The 21,097-nt window shown below is 60.3% G+C and carries 18 protein-coding genes; 7 read left to right on the plus strand and 11 right to left on the minus strand.

Features of this window, described 5'->3' with window-relative positions; translation table 11 throughout:
* Window positions 1–22: 22 nt before the first annotated feature.
* The 3 genes from cmoB to E5E97_RS12565 all read right to left on the minus strand — a co-directional run bounded on the left by cmoB (window position 23) and on the right by E5E97_RS12565 (window position 2,988).
* Window positions 23–1,000, minus strand: coding sequence for a tRNA 5-methoxyuridine(34)/uridine 5-oxyacetic acid(34) synthase CmoB (cmoB, locus tag E5E97_RS12555; RefSeq protein ID WP_039213167.1), 978 nt, complete (start codon window positions 998–1,000; stop codon window positions 23–25).
* The gene (gene cmoA / locus E5E97_RS12560; protein ID WP_011705416.1) at window positions 997–1,746 is read right to left on the minus strand and encodes a carboxy-S-adenosyl-L-methionine synthase CmoA; all 750 of its coding nucleotides are present in this window, start codon (window positions 1,744–1,746) and stop codon (window positions 997–999) included. Before cmoA ends, cmoB begins: the two co-directional genes overlap by 4 nt.
* 393 nt (window positions 1,747–2,139) lie before the next feature.
* Window positions 2,140–2,988: a DUF72 domain-containing protein gene (locus tag E5E97_RS12565; protein WP_171280340.1), complete on the minus strand. Its 849-nt coding sequence runs from the start codon at window positions 2,986–2,988 to the stop codon at window positions 2,140–2,142.
* Between the two features lie 432 nt (window positions 2,989–3,420).
* On the opposite strand from E5E97_RS12565, the gene aspS reads away from it, so the two are divergent.
* From aspS to E5E97_RS12580, 3 genes are all read left to right on the plus strand, one after another.
* Window positions 3,421–5,187 (plus strand): aspartate--tRNA ligase, encoded by a 1,767-nt coding sequence (gene aspS, locus E5E97_RS12570; protein ID WP_171280341.1) that lies wholly within the window; start codon window positions 3,421–3,423, stop codon window positions 5,185–5,187.
* A gap of 95 nt (window positions 5,188–5,282) precedes the next feature.
* Window positions 5,283–6,023, plus strand: a complete 741-nt coding sequence (locus E5E97_RS12575; RefSeq protein WP_011705419.1) for a YebC/PmpR family DNA-binding transcriptional regulator — start codon at window positions 5,283–5,285, stop codon at window positions 6,021–6,023.
* A 282-nt stretch (window positions 6,024–6,305) separates the two neighbouring features.
* Window positions 6,306–7,922, plus strand: coding sequence for a phosphoethanolamine transferase (locus E5E97_RS12580; RefSeq protein WP_171280342.1), 1,617 nt, complete (start codon window positions 6,306–6,308; stop codon window positions 7,920–7,922).
* A 70-nt stretch (window positions 7,923–7,992) separates the two neighbouring features.
* Here the strand turns inward: E5E97_RS12580 and E5E97_RS12585 are convergent, their stop codons facing one another.
* From E5E97_RS12585 to nagB, 3 genes are read right to left on the minus strand one after another with little or no spacing between them, the layout of a single operon-like run.
* Window positions 7,993–9,207: an ROK family protein gene (locus E5E97_RS12585; RefSeq protein WP_016350209.1), complete on the minus strand. Its 1,215-nt coding sequence runs from the start codon at window positions 9,205–9,207 to the stop codon at window positions 7,993–7,995.
* A 4-nt stretch (window positions 9,208–9,211) separates the two neighbouring features.
* Complete coding sequence (gene nagA, locus E5E97_RS12590) at window positions 9,212–10,357, minus strand: N-acetylglucosamine-6-phosphate deacetylase (RefSeq protein WP_065478369.1); 1,146 nt, start codon at window positions 10,355–10,357, stop codon at window positions 9,212–9,214.
* Window positions 10,358–10,366: 9 nt separating this feature from the next.
* Entirely contained in the window at window positions 10,367–11,167 is an 801-nt protein-coding gene (gene nagB, locus E5E97_RS12595; protein ID WP_171280343.1) for a glucosamine-6-phosphate deaminase, read from the minus strand.
* A gap of 273 nt (window positions 11,168–11,440) precedes the next feature.
* Here nagB and nagE point away from each other — a divergent pair, with 273 nt between their 5' ends.
* The 3 genes from nagE to glnS all read left to right on the plus strand — a co-directional run bounded on the left by nagE (window position 11,441) and on the right by glnS (window position 17,690).
* Window positions 11,441–12,895 carry an N-acetylglucosamine-specific PTS transporter subunit IIBC gene (gene nagE / locus E5E97_RS12600; protein ID WP_011705424.1) on the plus strand — a complete coding sequence of 485 codons (1,455 nt, stop codon included), beginning with the start codon at window positions 11,441–11,443 and terminating at the stop codon, window positions 12,893–12,895.
* Window positions 12,896–13,017: 122 nt separating this feature from the next.
* A complete protein-coding gene (locus E5E97_RS12605; protein ID WP_171280344.1) occupies window positions 13,018–15,681 on the plus strand; it encodes a beta-N-acetylhexosaminidase in 2,664 nt (887 codons plus the stop codon).
* Between the two features lie 347 nt (window positions 15,682–16,028).
* The gene (glnS, locus tag E5E97_RS12610; RefSeq protein ID WP_039213175.1) at window positions 16,029–17,690 is read left to right on the plus strand and encodes a glutamine--tRNA ligase; all 1,662 of its coding nucleotides are present in this window, start codon (window positions 16,029–16,031) and stop codon (window positions 17,688–17,690) included.
* 134 nt (window positions 17,691–17,824) lie between these two features.
* Here the strand turns inward: glnS and fur are convergent, their stop codons facing one another.
* Window positions 17,825–18,253: a ferric iron uptake transcriptional regulator gene (gene fur, locus E5E97_RS12615; protein WP_011705427.1), complete on the minus strand. Its 429-nt coding sequence runs from the start codon at window positions 18,251–18,253 to the stop codon at window positions 17,825–17,827.
* A 244-nt stretch (window positions 18,254–18,497) separates the two neighbouring features.
* Between fur and E5E97_RS12620 the strand changes: the two genes are divergently transcribed.
* Window positions 18,498–18,980 (plus strand): DUF4442 domain-containing protein, encoded by a 483-nt coding sequence (locus tag E5E97_RS12620; protein ID WP_024943809.1) that lies wholly within the window; start codon window positions 18,498–18,500, stop codon window positions 18,978–18,980.
* Window positions 18,981–19,042: 62 nt separating this feature from the next.
* On the opposite strand, the gene fldA is transcribed toward E5E97_RS12620, so the two are convergent.
* The 4 genes from fldA to E5E97_RS12640 are packed head-to-tail and all read right to left on the minus strand — an operon-like array spanning window position 19,043 to window position 20,965.
* The gene (fldA, locus tag E5E97_RS12625; protein WP_011705429.1) at window positions 19,043–19,567 is read right to left on the minus strand and encodes a flavodoxin FldA; all 525 of its coding nucleotides are present in this window, start codon (window positions 19,565–19,567) and stop codon (window positions 19,043–19,045) included.
* A 39-nt stretch (window positions 19,568–19,606) separates the two neighbouring features.
* Window positions 19,607–19,903, minus strand: coding sequence for a LexA regulated protein (gene ybfE, locus E5E97_RS12630; RefSeq protein WP_011705430.1), 297 nt, complete (start codon window positions 19,901–19,903; stop codon window positions 19,607–19,609).
* Window positions 19,904–19,923: 20 nt separating this feature from the next.
* Complete coding sequence (locus tag E5E97_RS12635; RefSeq protein WP_011705431.1) at window positions 19,924–20,145, minus strand: DUF2788 domain-containing protein; 222 nt, start codon at window positions 20,143–20,145, stop codon at window positions 19,924–19,926.
* Window positions 20,146–20,200: 55 nt separating this feature from the next.
* Window positions 20,201–20,965, minus strand: coding sequence for an alpha/beta fold hydrolase (locus tag E5E97_RS12640; RefSeq protein WP_171281220.1), 765 nt, complete (start codon window positions 20,963–20,965; stop codon window positions 20,201–20,203).
* Window positions 20,966–21,097: the final 132 nt, after the last annotated feature.

The following is a 21,097-nucleotide window of genomic DNA, read 5'->3' on the forward strand; positions in this document are numbered from 1 at the left end:
TAACTTCCACAGCCGCCATCGGCTAGTCTTTGGCCTTTCTGGCAATCAGTACGGCACGTTTCGGTGCCGGGTGTCCTTCTACCGTGAGTGCGGGATTGGTTGGATCCAGATAATCACTCAGGGATTCATTAATCATCCAGTCGGTACGACGCTGTTCGTCGGTGCTGGTCATATTCTCGTCGACAATCCGCACATCGGTAAATCCGCAGCGCTCGACCCACAGCTTGAGGGCCGCGCTGGAGGGGATGAACCAGACGTTGCGCATCTTGCCGTAGCGATCGGTTGGCACCAGCACGTCGTTGACGTCGCCGTCGATCACCAGCGTCTCCAGCACCAGCTCGCCGTCGTCTTTCAACTGGTTGCGCAGCTGTTCGATGTGCTCGATGGGAGACTTGCGGTGATAGAGCACCCCCATGGAGAAGACAGTGTCAAACGCCCGCAGCTCCGGCAGCTCCTGAATGCCGAGCGGCAGCAGGTGGGCACGCTGGTCGTTGCCGGCGAAGTGGCGGATGGCCTCGAACTGGCAGAGGAACAGCGGACTCGGATCGATGCCGACCGCCAGCTTGGCCCCTTCGCCCACCATGCGCCAGAGGTGGTAACCGCTGCCGCAGCCCACGTCCAGCACGTAGCGGCCGGCAAGCGGGCTGATGTGGGGCAGCACCCGATCCCACTTCCAGTCAGAGCGCCATTCGGTATCGATGTGGATGCCGTGCACGGTGAACGGCCCCTTGCGCCAGGGCATGAAGTGGCGCAGCAGGCTCTCCACCTTCTTGCGCTCCCCTTCGCCAAGGCTCTCGGCCGAGCCGATTTCGACCCGGCTGTGCAGCTCGATGTGGCCAGGGGCCACCTGCGGCAGCTTGTTGAGGGCGCGGTTCCAGCGCGGCAGATCGCCGTGCTGGTTGTCGTGCTGCCAGGCGTGCAACTGGGCGGGCAGAGTATGCAGCCAGTGGCTCAGCCGATTCTTGGCGATCAGCTGGTAGAAGTTGGCAAAGTCGATCATGGCTGGGCAGGCTCGCTCGATTTGATGGCAATCATGGAGCCGAAGTTGAAGCACTGGAACCAGAGATCCTGATGGGCGAAGCCGGCATCCCGCAGGCGGGCCTGATGCACCGGCAGGCTGTCGGTGCGCATCACGTTCTCAAGGGCGGTGCGCTTCTGGCTGATCTCCAGCTCGCTGTAGCCGTTGGCGCGCTTGAAGTCGAGGTGCAGGTCGATGAGCAGCTCGTTGACCGGCGCATCCTCAAAACGGAACTTCTCGCTCAGGATCAGGATCCCGCCCGGGCGCAGCCCATCAAAGATGCGCTGGATCAGGGCAGCCCGCTTCTCGGGCTCGACGAACTGCAGGGTGAAGTTGAGCACCACCACGGAGGCGTTCTCGATGGCGATGTCGCAGATGTCCGCCTCCACCAGCTCCACCGGCACCTCGGACTTGAAGCCAGAGAGGTGGGCGCGGGCGCGCTCGATCATGGGGTGGGAGAGATCCACCGCCGTGATGTGGCAGCCGGGCTGGGTGACGTGGCGACGCATCGCCTGGGTGGCGGCGCCGAGCGAACAGCCGAGGTCGTAGAGCCGGCTCTGGGGCTGGGCGTAACGGGCGGCCATCATGCCGATGGCGGAGATGATGTTGCTGTAACCCGGCACCGAGCGCTGGATCATGTCGGGGAAGACATCAACGACCTGTTCGTCAAAGCAAAAATCCCCCAATCGAGCGATAGGGGCGGCAAAAATCTGATCTTTGGTATGCATGCTGGCGCAACCTGACAGCCGGTGCGCGAACCGACTGTTTTGTTCAATTGAATCGTTGGGTGACACCGGTCCGGGCCGGGTCGTCACCGGTTCACGAACGGGGTGGCGGGCCTTGAGATCCATCGGGCCGGTTCCGTTCGCAATGGACCATCATCCTGGTCCTTTCTGAGGGCGGCACCATCTGCGGCAACGAGTTGCAGCGCACTGGCGTCTGGGCCCTGTTTATGGCGCCGGATGCCTGCCTGCATCGGATTGTGCTGGGCTGGCGGTCCGGGTCCTTACTTGGGGCGCTAGTGTAGAGGAAAGGTCGGCGTTTGTCTTGACGCCAAGCCCCGTCCAGCCACAAAAAAACGGCTTTTTTTCGCGGCGGGGAAGACGGGGCGAGGCGGCTGACTAAAAGGGCAGCACGCCCTGATGCGCGCGATCGTTTTCCCCCGGCCAGAGGGCCATCTCTTCCCCCAGCAGGCGGGCAACCTGACGGGCCAGTTCGGGGGACTGGGCGTTGTCGGCCGTATGTATAAAGAGGTAGAGATCTTTGCCCTCCGCCAGCCACTGGCGCCAGTGGGGAAGCCAACCTGGCAGGAAGGGGTGATTGGCGGCCGGATCCGGCAGGCCGATGAGCCGCACCACGGGGGCATTGGCGGTGGCCAGCAGGTGCACCGGCAGCCTCGGCTTCTTGCCCTGGGCATCGATCATGGCCGCCGTGGTGGCCGGCACCGAGAACAGTGGCCGGCTGTCGAGCATGATGCGGTTGATGCCTCTCTCCATCAGCAGCCGGTTCAACTGCCGCTCCGCCTCGCCCTTGGCGAAGAAATCGGGGTGGCGCACCTCGAGGGCATAGCGAAACGCCGGCGGCAGCCGCTCGAAAAAGGCCGCCAGACGGGGCAGTCCCTGTGGGCCGAAGCGGGCGGGCAGCTGCAGCTTGAGCAGTCCCAGCTTGTCATGCAAGGGCTCCAGCAGGCGGATGAAGTCGCTCACTTGCTTGTCGGCGCTCACCAGATCGCTCTGGTGGCTGATGGTTTGCGGAAACTTGAAGCTGAAACGAAAGTGGGCGGGCACCGCATCGGCCCAGCGCCGGACCGTGTCGAGGGTCGGCGAGGCGTAGAAGGTGGTATTGCCTTCCACCGTGTTGAATACCCGGGCATAGTGGGCGAGGTGCTCGGCGGGCTTGGCGCCCACGCCCAGCAAGTGACCTGGCCAGGCCGGGTGCGACCATTGTGGCAGGCCCAAAAAGAGGCTCATGAGGGATCCTGTCTGCGGGTTTATCTCGTTTTATCCCCCTTTTTTGCCCCGGGATGTAAAAAACAGGGCAAAGGAGGCTGCTGGCCATTTTACCCAAATGGGGGTTTTCCTCTATAATGCCAGCCCTTTTGTTTGCCAATTTGTTGTGACTCACGCCGCTGTACGCATATTGTGACGACGGCAGCGGCCATGATGCGGCCAAACAACAATCGCTTGCCGATGCCCTCCGCCCGACACCCCGGCCGCTTGCCAGCCGCCTCTGGTCGAGCCGATATCGGCGGCAGGTGTCCGATCCCGGCGGTCGGACGGTACGAGACAGATTTCAAACCGGGCAAGAACAGGATCTGGCCAGCTGTGAGACAGACGGTGCTTGCCAGTCGTGCCCGGCGACCCAGGTTAACCGTCTCTCTACAAATTCGAAGGAAGAAGTCCATGCGCTCTATCTATTGCGGACAGGTCAATGAGGCCCATGCAGGGCAGACCATTACATTGTGCGGTTGGGTCCATCGTCGTCGCGATCTGGGCGGCCTCATCTTTATCGACATGCGCGACCGGGAAGGGATCGTGCAGGTGTTCTTCGATCCGGACAAACCGGACGCCTTTGCCCTGGCCTCCGAACTGCGCGGCGAATTCTGCATTCAGGTCTCCGGCGTGGTACGCACCCGTCCCGACTCCCAGCGCAACAGCGACATGGCCACCGGTGCCATCGAGGTGTTTGCCCACGAGCTGACCATCATCAACCGTGCCGAGCCGCTGCCACTGGACTTCAACCAGGTCAACAGCGAAGAGGTGAGCCTCAAGTATCGCTATCTGGACCTGCGTCGTCCCGAGATGGCCAAGTACCTGAAGACCCGCGCCAAGGCCAGTGCCTTCGTGCGCCGCTTCATGGACGAGCACGGCTTCCTCGACATCGAGACCCCGATGCTGACCAAGGCCACCCCGGAAGGGGCCCGTGACTACCTGGTGCCGAGCCGCGTGCACAAGGGCAAGTTCTACGCCCTGCCGCAATCCCCGCAGCTGTTCAAGCAGTTGCTGATGATGTCCGGGTTCGACCGCTACTACCAGATCGTCAAGTGCTTCCGCGACGAAGACCTGCGTGCCGACCGCCAGCCGGAATTCACCCAGATCGACGTGGAGACCTCCTTCATGACCGCGCCGCAAGTGCGTGAAATCATGGAAGAGATGATCCGCAAACTGTGGCTGCACATCCTGAACGTGGATCTGGGCGACTTCCCGATCATGACCTTCGACGAAGCCATGCGTCGCTACGGCTCCGACAAGCCGGACCTGCGTCTGCCGATGGAGCTGGTCGATGTGGCAGACCTCTTGACCGTGGTCGAGTTCGCCGTGTTCGCCGGCCCCGCCAACGATCCGAAAGGCCGCGTGGCTGCTCTGAAAGTACCGGGCGGCGCCGAGCTCTCTCGCAAGCAGATCGACGAGTACACCAAGTTTGTCGGCATCTATGGTGCCAAGGGCCTGGCCTGGATGAAGGTCAACGAAGCGGCCAACGGCATCGAAGGGGTACAATCCCCGGTGGCCAAGTTCCTCTCCGACGCCATCGTGCGCGAGATCCTGGCCCGCACCGGCGCAGCCGACGGCGACATCATCTTCTTTGGTGCCGACTCCAAGAAAGTGGTGTGTGATGCCATGGGCGCCCTGCGTCTGAAAGTGGGCCGGGATCTGGGCCTGCTGGAGAACAGCTGGAAGCCGCTGTGGGTCATCGACTTCCCGATGTTCGAAGAGGATGGCGAAGGCGGTCTGGCTGCCATGCACCACCCGTTCACTGCGCCAAGCGGCCTGAGCCCGGAGCAGCTGAAAGCCAACCCGGTAGGCGCTTACGCCAACGCTTACGACATGGTGATCAACGGCTACGAAGTGGGTGGCGGCTCTGTCCGTATCCACAACAGCGAGATGCAGGCCACCGTGTTCGACATCCTGGGTATTACCCCGGCCGAGCAGCGCCTGAAGTTCGGCTTCCTGCTGGATGCCCTGAAGTACGGTACCCCGCCGCACGCCGGCCTGGCCTTCGGCCTGGACCGTCTGAGCATGCTGCTGACCGGTACTGAAAACATCCGGGATGTGATTGCCTTCCCGAAAACCACGGCGGCTGCCTGTCTGATGACAGACGCCCCCAGCTTTGCCAACGCCGCCCAACTGGGCGAGCTGGCGATTGCGACCACCGTCAAGGGTGATGAATAAGCCGTTACCGGCAGCAAAGGCCGCAGCAATGCGGCCTTTCCCTTGCATTAGTCATGACCAGTGTTACTGAAATTCAAAAATAACGGAGAGTCCCTATGGCAGGTCACAGTAAATGGGCCAACATCAAACACCGCAAGGCGGCGCAAGACGCCAAGCGCGGCAAGATCTTCACCAAGCTGATCCGCGAAATCACCACCTCCGCGCGTCTGGGTGATGCCGATCCTGCCAACAACCCGCGCCTGCGTGCGGCGGTGGCGGCTGCCCTGACCGGCAACATGACCCGCGACACCATCAACCGTGCCATCCAGCGTGGCGCCGGCGGTGGCGATGGCGAACAGCTCGAGACCATCGTGTACGAAGGTTACGGCCCGGCCGGCTCTGCCGTCATGGTGGAGTGCCTGACCGACAACCGCAACCGTACCGTTGCCGAAGTGCGTCACGCCTTCAGCAAGTGCGGTGGCAACCTGGGCACCGATGGCTCTGTTGCCTATCTGTTCAGCAAGAAAGGCCTGCTGACCTTCGTGGGCGTCGATGAAGATGCTCTGATGGATGCCGCCCTGGAAGCCGGTGCCGACGACGTGGTGACCGAAGAGGATGGCTCCATCGAGGTGTATACCACCCCGAACGATTTCGGCACCGTGCTCGATGGTCTGGAAGCCGCCGGCTTCAAGCCCCAGAGTGCCGAAGTGACCATGATCCCGTCCACCGAAGCCGAGCTGGATGCCGAGACTGCGCCCAAGCTGATGCGCCTCATCGACATGCTGGAAGATCTGGACGACGTGCAGGAGGTGTACCACAACGGCTCCATCTCCGACGAAGTCGCCGCGACCCTGTAACCCGGTTCGTGAACACTCAGGGGGCGACGCTCTGTTCGCCCCCGCTGAAACGGCAGCCTCGGCTGCCGTTTTTCTTGTGATGGCCCGACGCCTGAAGGCCGTGCCGGCCATGGCATTGCCCGCCTTAATTTTCCCTTAAGTTTGGCTTCTTAAGCTGCCTGCCGTGTCCGGGCCTCGCTGCCCCTTGCCGCCATCACCTCGGGAGGAGGGATCGGCAAGCGAGACTGCAACAAGAGGTGCCCTCTGTGGCCCCTGTCCTGCCTGGTTTGTCGGAGTATCGTTATGCGCATCACCCTGGGTGTGATGAAGGTGAATCTGTTGCTGGTGCTGTTGTTTGCACTGGTATTCAACTGGCCCATTTTCCTGCACTTTTACACCATTCTCACCAAGCTGGAACACGTCAAGACGGGCTTCGCCCTCTCGATCCCCTTCGTGCTGCTGGCCGCACTCAACGCGGTGTTCCTGCCCTTTACCTTCCGCTATCTGCTCAAGCCCTTTTTCGTGCTGCTGATCCTGATGGGATCCGTAGTCAGCTACGCCATGCTCAAGTACGGCGTCATCTTCGACGTGAGCATGGTGCAGAACATCGTCGAGACCAACACGGGGGAGGCGACCTCCTACTTCAATGCCTCCATCCTGCTCTGGTTCGTGCTGACTGGCCTGCTGCCGGCGCTGGCCCTGCTGTGGGTGAAGATAGAGTATCCCCGTCCCTGGTATAAGGGGCTGGGCCTGCGGCTCGGCTCCATCGCCCTGTCGCTGCTGTTTCTGGTGGGGGTGGCGGCGCTCTATTACCAGGATTACGCCTCGGTCGGGCGCAACAACAAGTCCCTCGGCAAGGAGATAGTGCCCGCCAACTATGTGCACGGCCTCTATCGCTACGCTACCGACATCCTGTTTGCCACCCCGATCCCGTATCAGCAGCTGGGCACCGATGCCAGGGTGGTGGGGCAGGGCGGCAAGCCGACCCTGATGTTTCTGGTGGTGGGGGAGACGGCGCGCAGCCAGAACTACTCCCTCAATGGTTACGGCAAGGCCACCAACAGCTTCACCGCGCGGGAATCTGGCATGGTCTCGTTTCGCAACGTGCGCTCCTGTGGCACCGCCACCGCGGTCTCGGTGCCCTGCATGTTCTCCAACCTGACGCGGCGCGGCTATGACGACACCCTGGCCCAGTCCCGCGACGGCATGCTGGATGTGTTGCAGCATGCCGGCGTCTCCGTGCTCTGGAAGGAGAACGACGGCGGCTGCAAGGGGGTGTGCAAGAACGTGCCCACCATCGAGATCGAGGCCAAGGATTTTCCCCAGTACTGCCAGAAGGGTTCCTGCTACGACGAGGTGATGCTGGAGGGGCTGGATCGGCAGATCGCGCAGATGAAGGGCAACAAGCTGGTGGCCTTCCACCTGATGGGCAGCCACGGTCCGACCTACTATCGCCGCTATCCCGCCAGTGAGCGGACCTTCGTGCCGGATTGCCCGCGCAGCGACATCGAAAACTGCACCAATGAAGAGCTGGTCAACACCTATGACAACACCATCCGTTACACCGACAAGGTGGTGGCCCGTCTCATCGACAAGCTCAAGACGCTGGAGCAGGATTACAACGTGGGGCTGGTCTATCTGTCGGATCACGGCGAATCCCTCGGGGCCATGGGGCTCTACCTGCACGGCACGCCCTACAAGTTCGCCCCGGACGATCAGACCCGGGTGCCGATGATGACCTGGTTCTCCCCCCAGTTGCAGGCCGATCGCCAGCTGGATATGACCTGTCTGCAGCAGGAGGCGGCCAGCAAGCGCTTCTCCCACGACAATCTGTTCCACTCCATGCTCGGCATCATGGATGTGCAGACCCAGGTGTATGACGGCTCGCTGGATCTGTTCAAACCGTGCCGGGCGGGCTAACCCGGCGAACAGCACACAATAAAAAACGGCAGCCACTGGCTGCCGTTTTTTATTTCGCAAGGCCTCGGCCTTACTTCTGCTCCATGATGATCTGCAGCAGATCCCCTTCCAGCAGGGCCCGTTTCACCAGCGCGAAACCGCCGACGGTGGGTTGATTCTGGAAGCGTGCCTTCACGATGGGCAGGCCGCGATGGAAGCTTGGCAGCGACTGGTGCTCCACGCAGCGGCGAATGGCCGGGAACAGGATCTCTTCGGCGGCGGTGATTTCGCCCGCGATCAGCACCTTCTGCGGGTTGAACAGGTTGACCGTGATGGCCACCGCCCGTCCCAGATGCTCACCCACGTTCTCGATCACGCTGCGGGCCAGCTCGTCACCGGCCATGGCCGCCTTGCACACCTCCTGGATGGTGATGTGCTTCTCTTGCAGCGAGCTCAGGTGACCGCGGCTGATGAGTTCCTTCACCTTGTCGACGATGGCCTCGTTGGAGGCGATGGTCTCCAGGCAACCGAAGTTGCCGCAGTGGCAGCGCTTGCCGAGCGGCTCGACCTGGATGTGGCCGATCTCGCCGACGTTGCGGTTCTGGCCGAGGAACACCTTGCCCTTGGTGATGATGCCGGAGCCCGCCCCCTGATGGACGCTCACCAGGATGGAGTCCATGCAGTCGCGGGATTCGCCGAAGAAGTGTTCGGCCAGTGCCAGCGAGCGGGTGTCGTTGCCCACGTAGCAGGGCAGGTTGAAGTGGTTTTCCAACAGCTTGGCCAGCGCCAGATTGCGGATCTGGTACTTGGGGGTGTAGATGACCATGCCCGATTCCGGATTGACCAGGCCCGGCATGGTCAGCGCGATGCTGATGAGGTTGCGGCTGCGATCCTGCTGGGAGTCGATGAAGGCTCCGATCTCCCGCAGCAGCATGTCGACCACCGGCTGTTGCTCGATCTCGGTCACCTGGGTGATGTGCTGATCGAGCTCCTTGCCGTCGAGGTCATACAGGGCGAGCTGCAGGTAGCCGCGGCCGAGCTTGGCGGACACAAACTGGAAGCGATGCTTGATGGTGGTCAGAGAGATGGCGCGCCGTCCGCCGGTGGAGGCTTGCGGCGAGGTCTCCTTGATCAGGCCATGCTCGATCAGTTGCCGGGTTATCTTGGTCACGCTGGCCGGGGCCAACTGACTCAACTCGGCAATTTTTACCCGCGAGATGGGCCCCTGCAGGTCGATGAGCCGATACACGGCTGCACTGTTGACCTGCTTGATAAGATCTACGTTTGCTATTTGTCCGCCAGTCATAGTGTCACTGTGTTGTGTAGTGTCCGTTAACCACGGTCCCGCAGACCGTGAAGGCCTGATCAAAGACAGTCAGGTTGGCTATTTTTCCGACCTGGATACTACCGAGACGTGAGTCCCATCCAATGGCGCGAGCAGGGTAAAGGGTGGCCATTCTCAGTGCTTCATCGAGCGGTAATCCGACCTGTTTGACCAGATTCTCCACCCCCTCAATCATGGTGAGGGCAGAGCCGCCGAGTGTACCATTCTCGTCGACGCACTGACCATCGCGGAAATAGACGGTTGCGCCACAAAAATCAAACTTCTCAAAGCCTTCCGGTGCCCCTGCCGGTGCGGTCGCGTCGGTGACCAGCACCAGTCGCTCTCCCAGCATCTTGTGCGCAAGGCGCACGTTGGCCCAGTGCACGTGATGACCGTCGACGATGACGCCGGCGTAGACATCCTTGCGATCGTAGATGGCACCGACCACACCCGGCTCGCGACCGTTCACGGTCGGGGTCATGGCGTTGTAGAGGTGGGTGGCAAAGCGGATGCCGTTGTCGAACCCGGCCATGGCCTGGTCATAGTTGGCGGCGGTATGGCCCGCGGAGACCAGAATGCCGGCCTCCACCAGCCGGCGGATGTGCTCCGGCTTGTTGCGTTCCGGCGCCAGGGTGATCTTGGCGATGGCATCCGCGTTGGCGCAGAAGAAGTCGATCATCTCGTCGGCGGGCTGGCGGATCTGCTCGGCCGGGTGGATCCCCTTGCGCTTGAGATTGGTGTAGGGCCCTTCCAGATGGACGCCCAGAACTTCGTTGGGGTGCGCAGCCATGTAGTCGCGGGTGACGGCGACGGCCTGCTTCATGTCTGCGTCCGGACTGGTGATCAGGGTCGGCAGGAAGCTGGTGGTACCGGATTTCAGGTTGGCGGCCTGCATGGTCGCCAGGGTCTGGGTGGTGATGTGGCCGTTGAACATGACGCCGCCACAGCCGTTGAGCTGGACGTCGATGAAACCGGCGCTCAGGTTGGCACCCTTGAGATCAATGCGTTCGATGCCGGCCGGCAGTTCGGCCAGGCGGGAGATGGCGGCAATCTTGTCGCCCTCGATGACCACCCCGTAACCGGTCAGCACGCAGCTGCCGGTGTAGAGGGTGCAGTTGGTCAATGCGTACATGGTGACTCCTTACAGACGGCCGATGTTGGCGGCTTCGAGCTGCTGGAAGTAACGCACGGTCTTGACCTTGAGCTCCATGGTGGAGGGCTCGTCACACACCATCATTCCCTTCGGATGCAGCTGCAGGGTAGAGATGGTCCACATGTGGTTGACGCTGCCTTCTACCGCGGCCTGCAGGGCCTGGGCCTTGCCGTGACCGGTCACCAGGATCATGATCTCTTCCGCATCCATCAGGGTGCCGACACCCACGGTCAGCGCCAGCTTGGGCACCTGCTCCATGTCGCCGCCAAAGAAGCGGGAGTTGGCGATGCGGGTGTCTTCGGTCAGGGTCTTGACCCGGGTGCGGGAGGAGAGGGATGAGGCCGGCTCGTTGAACGCGATGTGCCCGTCGTTGCCGACCCCGCCCATGAACAGGTGGATCTTGCCGTAGGACTTGATCTTGTCTTCATAGCGCTTGCACTCGGCCACCAGATCCGGCGCGTTGCCGTTGAGGATGTTGATGTTCTCGGGGCGAATGTCGATATGGCCGAAGAAGTTGTTGTGCATGAAGCTGTGGTAGCTCTCCGGGTGGTCCTCCGGCAGGCCGACGTACTCGTCCATGTTGAAGGTGACCACGTTCTGGAAGCTCACTTCACCGGCTTTATGCAGTTCAATCAGGCGCTTGTAAGTGTTGAGCGGGGTGCCGCCAGTGGGCAGGCCCAGTACGAAGGGGCGCTCGGCAGTGGGTTTGAACCCATTGATACGGTCAACGATGTAACGGGCAGACCACAGGCCCACTTGGCTGGCAGATTTCAACGGGATCAGGCGCATTGTAGATACCTCTGTACGGGTTGCTGCCGGGATGTCGGCGGCAAATAGACTGGGACGGATTCAAGTTGTTTTATAGCGTAAATAAAGATTGCGAACTAAGCCACATCTATCCGCCACCTTTATCTCGTTTGGGTGATAATGATCACGATTACAGGTTTATTAATTTGCGCAGCGAAATAAAAGCCCTAGACTGCCAATCAAGCCTTGATGGCTTATGCGTCAAACGTGATAAGCACTTAATTTCTAGAAAAACATTAACTAAGGAGAGGAACCGTGAACATTCTCGGTTATTTGCAAAAGATCGGCCGTGCCCTGATGGTGCCGGTAGCGGTATTGCCTGCCGCCGCGATCCTGATGGGGATTGGCTACTGGATTGACCCGAATGGTTGGGGTGGTGGCAGTCCTGTCGCCGCGTTCCTGATCAAGGCCGGCGCAGCCATCATCGACAGCATGCCCGTGCTGTTCGCTGTCGGTGTTGCCTATGGTATGTCCAAAGATAAAGACGGTTCTGCCGCGCTGGCCGGTCTGGTCGGTTTCCTGGTGGTGACCACGCTGCTGAGCCCGGGCGCCGTTGCCCAGATCAAGGGTATCCCGGCCGATCAGGTTCCGGCTGCCTTTGCCAAGATCAGCAACCAGTTCGTTGGTATCCTGTGTGGTGTCATCGCCGCTGAGCTCTACAACCGCTTCAGCAGCGTGGAACTGCACAAGGCGCTGGCCTTCTTCTCCGGCCGCCGTCTGGTGCCGATCGTAACCTCCGTGGTGATGATCGTCGTCTCCTTCATCCTGATGGCCGTTTGGCCGGTCATTTACGGTGGTCTGGTGAGCTTTGGTGAATCCATCGTCAGCCTGGGCTCCACCGGCGCCGGTATCTACGCCTTCTTCAACCGCCTGCTGATCCCTGTCGGTCTGCACCACGCCCTGAACTCCGTGTTCTGGTTCGACGTGGCCGGCATCAACGACATCCCGAACTTCCTGGGCGGCCAATCCTCCATCGACGCCGGCAAGGGCATCGTGGGTGTGACCGGCATGTATCAGGCTGGCTTCTTCCCGATCATGATGTTCGGTCTGCCGGGTGCCGCGTTGGCCATCTACCACTCCGCCAAGAAAGAGAACAAAGAGAAAGTTGCGTCCATCATGATCGCAGCCGCCTTTGCCGCCTTCTTCACCGGGGTGACCGAGCCGCTCGAATTCTCCTTCATGTTCGTGGCACCGGTGCTGTACGTCATCCACGCCCTGCTGACCGGTCTGTCCGTGTTCATCGCAGCCTCCATGCAGTGGATTGCCGGCTTCGGCTTCAGTGCCGGTCTGGTGGATATGGTGCTCTCCAGCCGCAACCCGCTGGCGACCCACTGGTACATGCTGCTGGTACAAGGCCTGGTGTTCTTCGGTCTCTACTACGTGGTGTTCCGCGCCGTCATCGTCAAGTTCAACCTGAAAACCCCGGGTCGTGAAGATGATGAAGCAGTACCGGCACAGGCTCAGACCACCGACCGTACCGAACTGGCACGCCAGTACCTGGAAGTGCTGGGCGGTCAAGAGAACCTGGTGACCATCGATGCCTGCATCACCCGTCTGCGTCTGACCCTGAAAGACCGCAGCATCGTTGACGAGCGCAAGCTCAAAGCCCTGGGCGCGGCCGGTGTGGTCAAGCTCGGTGAGCAGAACCTGCAGGTGATTCTGGGCCCATTGGCCGAAATCATCGCCGGTGAGATGAAGGCCCTGCGTTAATCGGGCGCCAAGCTCGCCTCAAGTCTAAGTCCATTGTTGACATAACTAAGGGCCCCGCCTCGGGGCCCCATATAAAAAAAGCCAAGAAAATCCAACCTTTACTTCAAATGAGAGCAGCAGTTATGAACTTGAAACATTCTCTGTTAGCCATTGCCATGTCTACCGTTTTCGTCAGCCAGGTCCAGGCAGCCGATGCCGCCAAGCAAGCCGTGGTCGACGCCCTCGCCAGCAACCTCGTCGTCAAGTACGAAGTCGTCACCAACGACGGTGCCGGCGCCGGCCTCGACTGTCAGGCGCTGGGCTCCGAGTGGGCGAGCTGTGGCGTTGCCAAGCTGCACCTGACCAATACCGGTGCTGACGTCACCTCCAAAGACTGGAGCATCTATGTCTCCTCCATCCGCCGCATCCAGCGGGTGGACAACGACCAGTTCACCATCACCCACCTGACCGGCGACCTTTATCGTTTGACGCCGACCGAGAAGTTCCAGGGCTTTGCCAAGGATGCCACGGTCGAAGTGCCGCTGGTGGTGGAGTACTGGGTACTGTTCGAATCTGACATCATGCCGAACTGGTATGTCGCCAGCGAAGGGGCCGAGCCGAAAGTGCTGGCTAGCATGAGCAACATCGACGATGCAACCACCTACGAGAAGCCGATGCCGGCCGACGGCTGGAAGCGCACCAAGGATGACAACAACATCCTGATGAACAGCGAAACCCGTTTCGCCGCCAACCAGACCAGCAGCTTGCTGCCGGCTGGCAAGGTCGACAACCAGATCCTGCCGACCCCGATGAAGCAGGTGGTCAAGGCCGGCCCGCAGGTCGATTTCTCCACCATCAAGCTCAATGCCCTGGACCTGCCGAGCGATCGCGCCGAAGCCCTGAAGGCTCAACTGACCAAGCTGGGTGTTACCCTCTCCGACACCGGCTACCCAGTGACCATCAAGCTCGGCAGCAAGCTCAAGCAGGCCGAAGGCTACGACATGACCATCGGCCAGAAAGGCACAGTGGTGCAGGGTCATGACATCGAAGGCGCCTTCTGGGGGGCCCAGTCCCTGATCTCCCTCTTGGGGGTCAACGACAAGCTGGTTAGCCAGATGCATGTCGAGGATGCGCCGCGCTTTGAATACCGTGGCATGCAGACCGACGTGGCCCGTCACTTCAGAAGCCCTGAGACCCTGAAGAAGCTGGTTGACCAGATGTCCGCCATGAAGCTCAACGTGCTGCACCTGGGGCTGACCAACGATGAAGGCTGGCGTCTGGAGATCCCGGGTCTGCCGGAGCTGACCGACGTCGGTAGCCAGCGTTGCCACGACGAGTCCGAAACCAAGTGCCTGATGCCGCAGCTGGGCTCCGGCCCGACCAGCGACAACCAGGGTTCCGGTTTCTACAGCAAGGCCGACTACATCGACCTGGTACGCTATGCCAAGGCCCGCGGCGTGACCGTGATCCCCGAGATCAACATGCCGGCGCACGCCCGTGCCGCCGTGGTCTCCATGGAGGCGCGTTACAAGCGTCTGATGGCTGAAGGTAAAGAGACCGAAGCCAACCAGTTCCGTCTGACTGACCCGGCCGATACCTCCAACGTCACCTCGGTGCAGTTCTACGACAAGATGTCCTTCATCAACCCCTGCCAGCCGGGCGCCGCCACCTTCGTGGCCAAGGTGATGGACGAAGTGGCCCAGATGCACCAGGCCGCCGGTCAGCCGCTGACCGCCTGGCACTACGGTGGTGATGAGGCGAAGAACATCATGCAGGGCGGTGGTTACCAGGATCCGGCCGTCACCAAGAAAGAAGAGCTGGTCGCCTGGAAGGGCAACGTCGACTCCAGCAAGCAGGACAAGCCGTTCGGCAAGTCCCCGATGTGCCAGAAGATGATCGACGACGGCAAGATCAAGGACGTGGCCGAGCTACCGGTCTATTTCGCCAAGGAAGTGAGCGAAATGGTCAAGGGCCACGGCTTCTCCACCCTGCAGGCGTGGGAAGATGGTCTGAAGTACGCCAAGGATGCCAGCGTGTTCGCCACTGACAAGACCCGGGTCAACTTCTGGGAGACTCTCTACTGGGGTGGCTTCAACGAAGCGATGAAGTGGGCGCACAAGGGCTATGACGTGGTGCTCTCCAACCCGGATTACCTCTACTTCGACTTCCCGAACGAGGTACACCCGGCCGAGCGTGGCTACTACTGGGCCACCCGCTTCAACGACACCCGCAAGGTGTTCGCCTTCGCCCCGGAAAACCTGCCGCAGAACGCCGAGACCTCGGTTGACCGCGACGGCAACGCCTTCGTGGCCAAGGGTGACCAGGATCCGGTCAAGTTCAAGGGGATCTCCGGTCAGCAGTGGAGCGAAACCGTGCGTACCGACGCGCAATACGAGTACATGGTCTACCCGCGCATCTTCTCCATGGCCGAGCGTGCCTGGCACAAGGGTGGCTTCGAGCTCGACTACGTGAAGAACCGCGAGTTCTCCGGCACCACCAAGTTCGTCAACAAGACCACCCTGAACAAGGAGTGGAACCAGTTCGCCAACGTACTGGGTCAGCGCGTGCTGCCGAAACTGGACCAGGCCGGGGTGGAATACCGCCTTTCCGTACCGGGTGCCAAGGTGGTGAACGGCGTGTTGGAAGCGAACGTGGATCTGCCGGGTCTGCCCATCCAGTACAGCCTGGATGGCAAGAGCTGGAGCGCCTACGACGCTGCCGCCAAGCCGACCGTGGATGGCAAGGTCTACCTGCGTACCACCAGCTTCGATGGCAAGCGCACCAGCCGCGTCACCGAGCTGAACTGATAGTCCTCAATCCATAACGCAAGGTGGGTCGCAAGACCCGCCTTTCCCAAGGGCGATGGCCATCGCCCTTGGGAAAGGTTGACTGTGCGTGTGAGCCTTTGTTGTGTGTGTGTATTGTCTGTTTTTGTTTTTCATCACCTTGAACCCCGCCTCGTGCGGGGTCTTTTTTTTCGTCAGTCAGTCAAACCGGCCCCAGTACGGGTTGTTTTGCGGCGCCAGTCCCCCGAAACGGGCAAATTCAGGTTGAGACAGGGCGCGTAATGAGGGATCATATCCGGCTTGACGGCGGGGGTATGAGGGTGCCAGCCGGCACAACTTCCGCCAGTGACGCATTTTTGAGGTGAGCCATGAGTCAGGCGAACAGCCCAACTAACTTTATTCGTCAGATCATTGATGAAGATCTGGCCAGCGGTAAGCACAGCAGCGTGCATACCCGTTTTCCGCCCGAGCCGAACGGTTATCTCCATATCGGTCACGCCAAGTCCATCTGCCTGAACTTCGGCATCGCCCGCGACTACCAGGGCCAGTGCAACCTGCGCTTCGACGACACCAACCCGGTGAAGGAAGATATCGAGTACGTTGAGTCCATCAAGCAGGACGTACAGTGGCTCGGCTTCCAGTGGAACGGCGAGATCTGCTACTCCTCCGACTATTTCGACAAGCTGCACGGCTATGCCATCGAGCTCATCGAGAAGGGCCTGGCCTACGTGGACGAGCTCTCTGCCGAGCAGATGCGCGAATACCGTGGCACCCTGACCGCGCCGGGCAAGAACAGCCCGTTCCGCGATCGTTCGGTGGCCGAGAACCTGGCTCTGTTCGAGAAGATGAAGAACGGCGAGTTTGCCGAAGGCGCCGCCTGCCTGCGCGCCAAGATCGACATGGCATCCCCCTTCATGGTGATGCGCGATCCCGTCATCTATCGCATCAAGTTTGCCCACCACCACCAGACCGGTGACAAGTGGTGCATCTACCCGATGTATGACTTCACGCACTGCATCTCGGACGCCCTGGAAGGGATCACCCACTCCATCTGTACGCTGGAGTTCCAGGACAACCGTCGCCTGTACGACTGGGTGCTGGACAACATCACCATCGATTGCCACCCCCGTCAGTACGAGTTCTCCCGGCTGAACCTCGAATACACCGTCATGTCCAAGCGCAAGCTGAACCTGCTGGTGACCGAGAAGCACGTGGACGGTTGGGACGATCCGCGGATGCTGACCGTCTCCGGTCTGCGTCGTCGTGGCTATACCCCGGCCTCCATCCGCGAGTTCTGCAAGCGCATCGGCGTGACCAAGCAGGACAACATCGTCGAGATGAGCATGCTGGAAGCCTGTATCCGCGAAGATCTCAATGAGAATGCGCCGCGTGCCATGGCCGTGCTGCACCCGGTCAAGGTGGTGATCGAGAACCTGGCCGCCGACGAAGTGCTGACTGCCCCGGCCCACCCGAACAACGCCGAGATGGGCACCCGCGAGCTGAACTTCACCCGCGAGATCCTCATCGATGAAGCGGACTTCAAAGAAGAAGCCAACAAGCAGTTCAAGCGACTGGTGCTGGGCAAGGAAGTGCGCCTGCGCAATGCCTACGTCATCAAGGCCGAGCGGGTCGAGAAAGATGCCGATGGCAAGGTCACCTGCATCTACTGCTCCTACGATCCCGAGACTCTGGGCAAGGATCCGGCCGATGGTCGCAAGGTGAAAGGGGTGATCCACTGGGTCAGCGCCACTCACTCCCTGCCGGCCGAAGTGCGCCTCTACGACCGTCTGTTCAAGGTGCCGAACCCGGGCGCCGAAGAGGACTTTGAAGCGGCCCTGAACCCGGACTCCCTGGTGATCATCGAGGGTGCCCGCGTCGAGGCCTCCCTGAAGAACGCCAAACCGGAGCAGGCTTACCAGTTCGAGCGTGAAGGTTACTTCTGCGCCGACAACAAGCTCTCCAGCCCGGAGCATCTGGTGTTCAACCGCACCGTGGCCCTGCGCGACGTGTGGGGCAAGGCCGAGGCCTGATAACAGAAGAGGGCAGGGGAGACTCTGCCCTTTCTTGATCACTGCCTCGGAGCAAGAGCGTAAATGGGTTCTAAATGACGGACACAAAAAAGCCAGCGTGATGCTGGCTTTTTTTATTGTCTCTGTCGGGCGGGTCAATCTTCGTGCTTGCACTCGCCGGCGGCGCAGTGGCCGTACAGATAGAGGCTGTGATTGGTCAGCCGGATGTTGTGCTGCTGGGCGATATCGCGCTGGCGCTGTTCGATCACCTCATCGGAGAACTCGATCACCTTGCCGCAGTCGAGGCAGACCAGGTGGTCGTGGTGTTCCTGGGTGGCCAGTTCGAACACCGACTTGCCCCCTTCGAAGTGGTGACGGGTAACAATACCGGCATCATCAAACTGGTTGAGAACGCGATATACGGTAGCGAGACCAATCTCTTCACCCTGGTCGATCAGTCGTTTGTACAGATCTTCCGCACTGGTGTGCTGGCAGTCCGGCTGTTGCAGGATTTCCAGGATTTTGACACGGGGCAAGGTGATCTTGAGCCCGGCCTTTTTTAACGCTTGGTTGTTGTCTGCCATATTCTATTTATTCGCATTCTCGAAGGTGTGGTTATTCTGATTGACTGCCGCTGGAATGGCAACCACGAACTCGCTTGGCCTGTCATTATAGGTCGTAGCTCACCTAAAAATAAACCCAGTAATTCAAGGGCTTTAGCGCAGATGGCGCCATCCGGTGGAATTGGACGGATTCTCGTGACGGCTTGCTCGTTTGGTGAATGTTGATAAAATGTAACCTTCTTCACTGTCTGGTCGGATGAGATCCATGGATTGGCTTTTTGACAATGCGGCCTGGGTGCGCCGCGCCCTCAACGCCTGGCCCCCTTTCTGGGGCGCCGGCATCAAGATAGAGACATTGAGCGATGATTTTCGCTTCTGCCGGGTCACCCTCAAGTCCCGCTGGTGGAACAAGAACGCCAACCGTACCCAGTTTGGCGGCAGCATGTTTGCGATGACCGATCCCATCTATCCGCTGATGCTGATGGGCTATTTCAAGAACCGCTATTACGTCTGGGACAAGGCGGGCAGCATCAACTACATCAAGCCGGGCAAGGGCAAGCTGGTGGCCGAATTCAACCTGACCGACGGCAAGCTGGCCGCCATCGTGGCGGCGACAGACGGGGGAGACAAGCACTTCCCCGAGTTCGAGGTGACGGTGCAGGATCAGAGCGGCGAGCTGGTGGCTCAGGTCAAGCGCACCCTCTATGTGCGGGCCAAACCAGAGCACAGGAGTGGCGAAAGAGGCTGAGTCAGAAAACAACTAAGGGCCCCGTGGGGCCCTTAGTTGTCAGAGAGGCTGGCGAGCCTGGATCACTCCAGCTCGGCCAGGCACATCTCTTCGTGCAGCTGCTTGCACCAGCCCTTGACGCGCTCGGCGGTCAGCTCCGGCTGGCGATCTTCGTCGATGCCCAGACCCACGAAGTGCTTGTCGTCCACCAGTGCCTTGGAGGCTTCGAATTCGTAGCCGGCGGTTGGCCAGTTGCCGATGACGATGGCGCCTTTGGCTTCGACGATGTCACGCAGGGTGCCCATGGCGTCGAGGAAGTACTCGGCATAGTCTTCCTGATCACCGCATCCGAAGATGGCGACCAGCTTGTTGGTGAAGTCGATCTCTTCCAGCTCGGGGAAGAAGTCGTCCCAGTCGGCCTGGGCTTCGCCATAGTACCAAGTCGGGATACCGAACATCAGCAGATCAAAGCTGTCGATGTCGGCCTTGCTGCTCTTGGCAATGTCACGGACTTCAATCAGTTGTTTGCCCAGTTCTTTCTGGATCATCTTGGCGACAGCTTCGGTATTACCGGTATCGCTGCCGAAAAACAGACCTACACTAGCCATAGTGTTTAGTTACCCGTATCTGGTGTTAATGCTTAACGGTCAGATTGTGATGCCTGCAGCATGTGCAGACTCAATCTGTTGCTTCAGGATAGATTGGATCAGCTCGGCTCGGCTGACGTTCTGTTGTAACGCAAGTTGGTTCAGGCGTTCCAGCAACTCGGCCTCCACCTTTAACTCTACCCGCTTCAAACCGTTCTCCCGATCGCGCTTGAGCTGGTTGCGCTTGTTGATCTTGAGCTGGGTCTCGCGGGGGAGTGGGTTGGTCTTTGGCCTGCCGGGGCGCTTCTCATTTGCGAACAGATCCAGTGTTGTTCGATCAGTTTGCTGTTTGGCCATACATCACAGATGAAAATAAGTTAGCCGATGCCTGAGCCTTCCCAGCCCAGTTCGATCAGCCCCTTGGCGACAAAACCTGCACAACCCAGGAAGAGTACCAACCAGACGATGAGTCGGCCGAAACGGGGCACGTTGCCGCGTTTGAGCACGTCCTGAATGGCCAGGCCAATCAATACGAAAATGGCCACAAAGAATAACTTCAGGCCCAGACTCTCAATCAGGTCGATATGTTCACTTAGCATGGATTGCGCACACTCCTTATGACGGGCGCACTATATCACAAAGGATTTGAAACTGTTAACCGCCTGTCGACAGGAAATCCACAACCAGTTTGTTGAACAAAACCGGCTTTTCCGCGTGCAGCCAGTGACCGGTACCGGCGATGACCCGGGCCTTGGCGGCGGGGAATTGCGCCATCACAGTGTCGGTATGTTCAGGCTGCATGTAGTCGGAATCCCCCCCCTTGATGAAGAGCGCTGGGCCCTCGAAGCGGCTCTGTGCATCGGGCCAGCCCATGATGTTGGCGTAGTTGCGCTCAAGGGCCGGGACGTTGAAACGCCAGCCCCAGCCGTGCCCGGTTTTGGCAAACGACTTGAGCAGGAACTGGCGTACGCCGGCGATCTCGATGTGCTGCGCCAGGATGGCTTCCGCCTCGCTGCGGCTTTGCGGAACCTGTTCGAGGGTGGCGTTGAGGCCGGCGAACACATTCTGGTGGCGGGCGTGGGGGTAGGCGACCGGCGCGATATCGGCCACCACCAGCTTGGCAACGCGCGTTGGCGCGAGCTTGGCCAGCTGCATGCCCACCTTGCCCCCCATGGAGTGACCCACGATGGCAACCTGCTCAAGCCCGAGCCGATCCAGCAGGGCGAGCAGATCGGCGGCCTGGGCCGGGTAGCTCATCTCGTCGGAGTGAAAGGAGGCGCCGTGGTTGCGCAGATCGACGCTGATGACCCGGTATTGTTCGCTCAGCGGGCGCGCCAGCAGGCCGAGGTTGTCGAGGCTGCCGAACAGCCCGTGGATCAGCACGACGGGTTGGCCCTGGCCCTGCTCCTTGAAGTTCAATAATGGGTTTTGTTGCAAAATGACACCTTGTCGGTCGTGAGTGCGTTGCACGTTGTGATTTAACACACTGGAAAGAAAAGGATTTCACTCATTGCGGAGCAAAAAAGTGTGGTTTTTTTTCTAAAAAAGTCT

The organism is Aeromonas sp. 2692-1, assembly GCF_013085505.1.
Lineage (GTDB): Bacteria > Pseudomonadota > Gammaproteobacteria > Enterobacterales > Aeromonadaceae > Aeromonas > Aeromonas hydrophila.

Coding starts and splice junctions, on each gene's coding strand:
- E5E97_RS12605 (WP_171280344.1), top strand. CDS start 13,018: ATGAACTTGAAACATTCTCTGTTAGCCATTGCCATGTCTACCGTTTTC.
- fldA (WP_011705429.1), bottom strand. CDS start 19,567: ATGGCTAGTGTAGGTCTGTTTTTCGGCAGCGATACCGGTAATACCGAA.
- E5E97_RS12580 (WP_171280342.1), top strand. CDS start 6,306: ATGCGCATCACCCTGGGTGTGATGAAGGTGAATCTGTTGCTGGTGCTG.
- E5E97_RS12575 (WP_011705419.1), top strand. CDS start 5,283: ATGGCAGGTCACAGTAAATGGGCCAACATCAAACACCGCAAGGCGGCG.
- cmoA (WP_011705416.1), bottom strand. CDS start 1,746: ATGCATACCAAAGATCAGATTTTTGCCGCCCCTATCGCTCGATTGGGG.
- cmoB (WP_039213167.1), bottom strand. CDS start 1,000: ATGATCGACTTTGCCAACTTCTACCAGCTGATCGCCAAGAATCGGCTG.
- E5E97_RS12620 (WP_024943809.1), top strand. CDS start 18,498: ATGGATTGGCTTTTTGACAATGCGGCCTGGGTGCGCCGCGCCCTCAAC.
- fur (WP_011705427.1), bottom strand. CDS start 18,253: ATGGCAGACAACAACCAAGCGTTAAAAAAGGCCGGGCTCAAGATCACC.
- nagA (WP_065478369.1), bottom strand. CDS start 10,357: ATGTACGCATTGACCAACTGCACCCTCTACACCGGCAGCTGCGTGCTG.
- glnS (WP_039213175.1), top strand. CDS start 16,029: ATGAGTCAGGCGAACAGCCCAACTAACTTTATTCGTCAGATCATTGAT.
- nagB (WP_171280343.1), bottom strand. CDS start 11,167: ATGCGCCTGATCCCGTTGAAATCTGCCAGCCAAGTGGGCCTGTGGTCT.
- aspS (WP_171280341.1), top strand. CDS start 3,421: ATGCGCTCTATCTATTGCGGACAGGTCAATGAGGCCCATGCAGGGCAG.
- ybfE (WP_011705430.1), bottom strand. CDS start 19,903: ATGGCCAAACAGCAAACTGATCGAACAACACTGGATCTGTTCGCAAAT.
- E5E97_RS12635 (WP_011705431.1), bottom strand. CDS start 20,145: ATGCTAAGTGAACATATCGACCTGATTGAGAGTCTGGGCCTGAAGTTA.
- E5E97_RS12565 (WP_171280340.1), bottom strand. CDS start 2,988: ATGAGCCTCTTTTTGGGCCTGCCACAATGGTCGCACCCGGCCTGGCCA.
- E5E97_RS12585 (WP_016350209.1), bottom strand. CDS start 9,207: ATGACTGGCGGACAAATAGCAAACGTAGATCTTATCAAGCAGGTCAAC.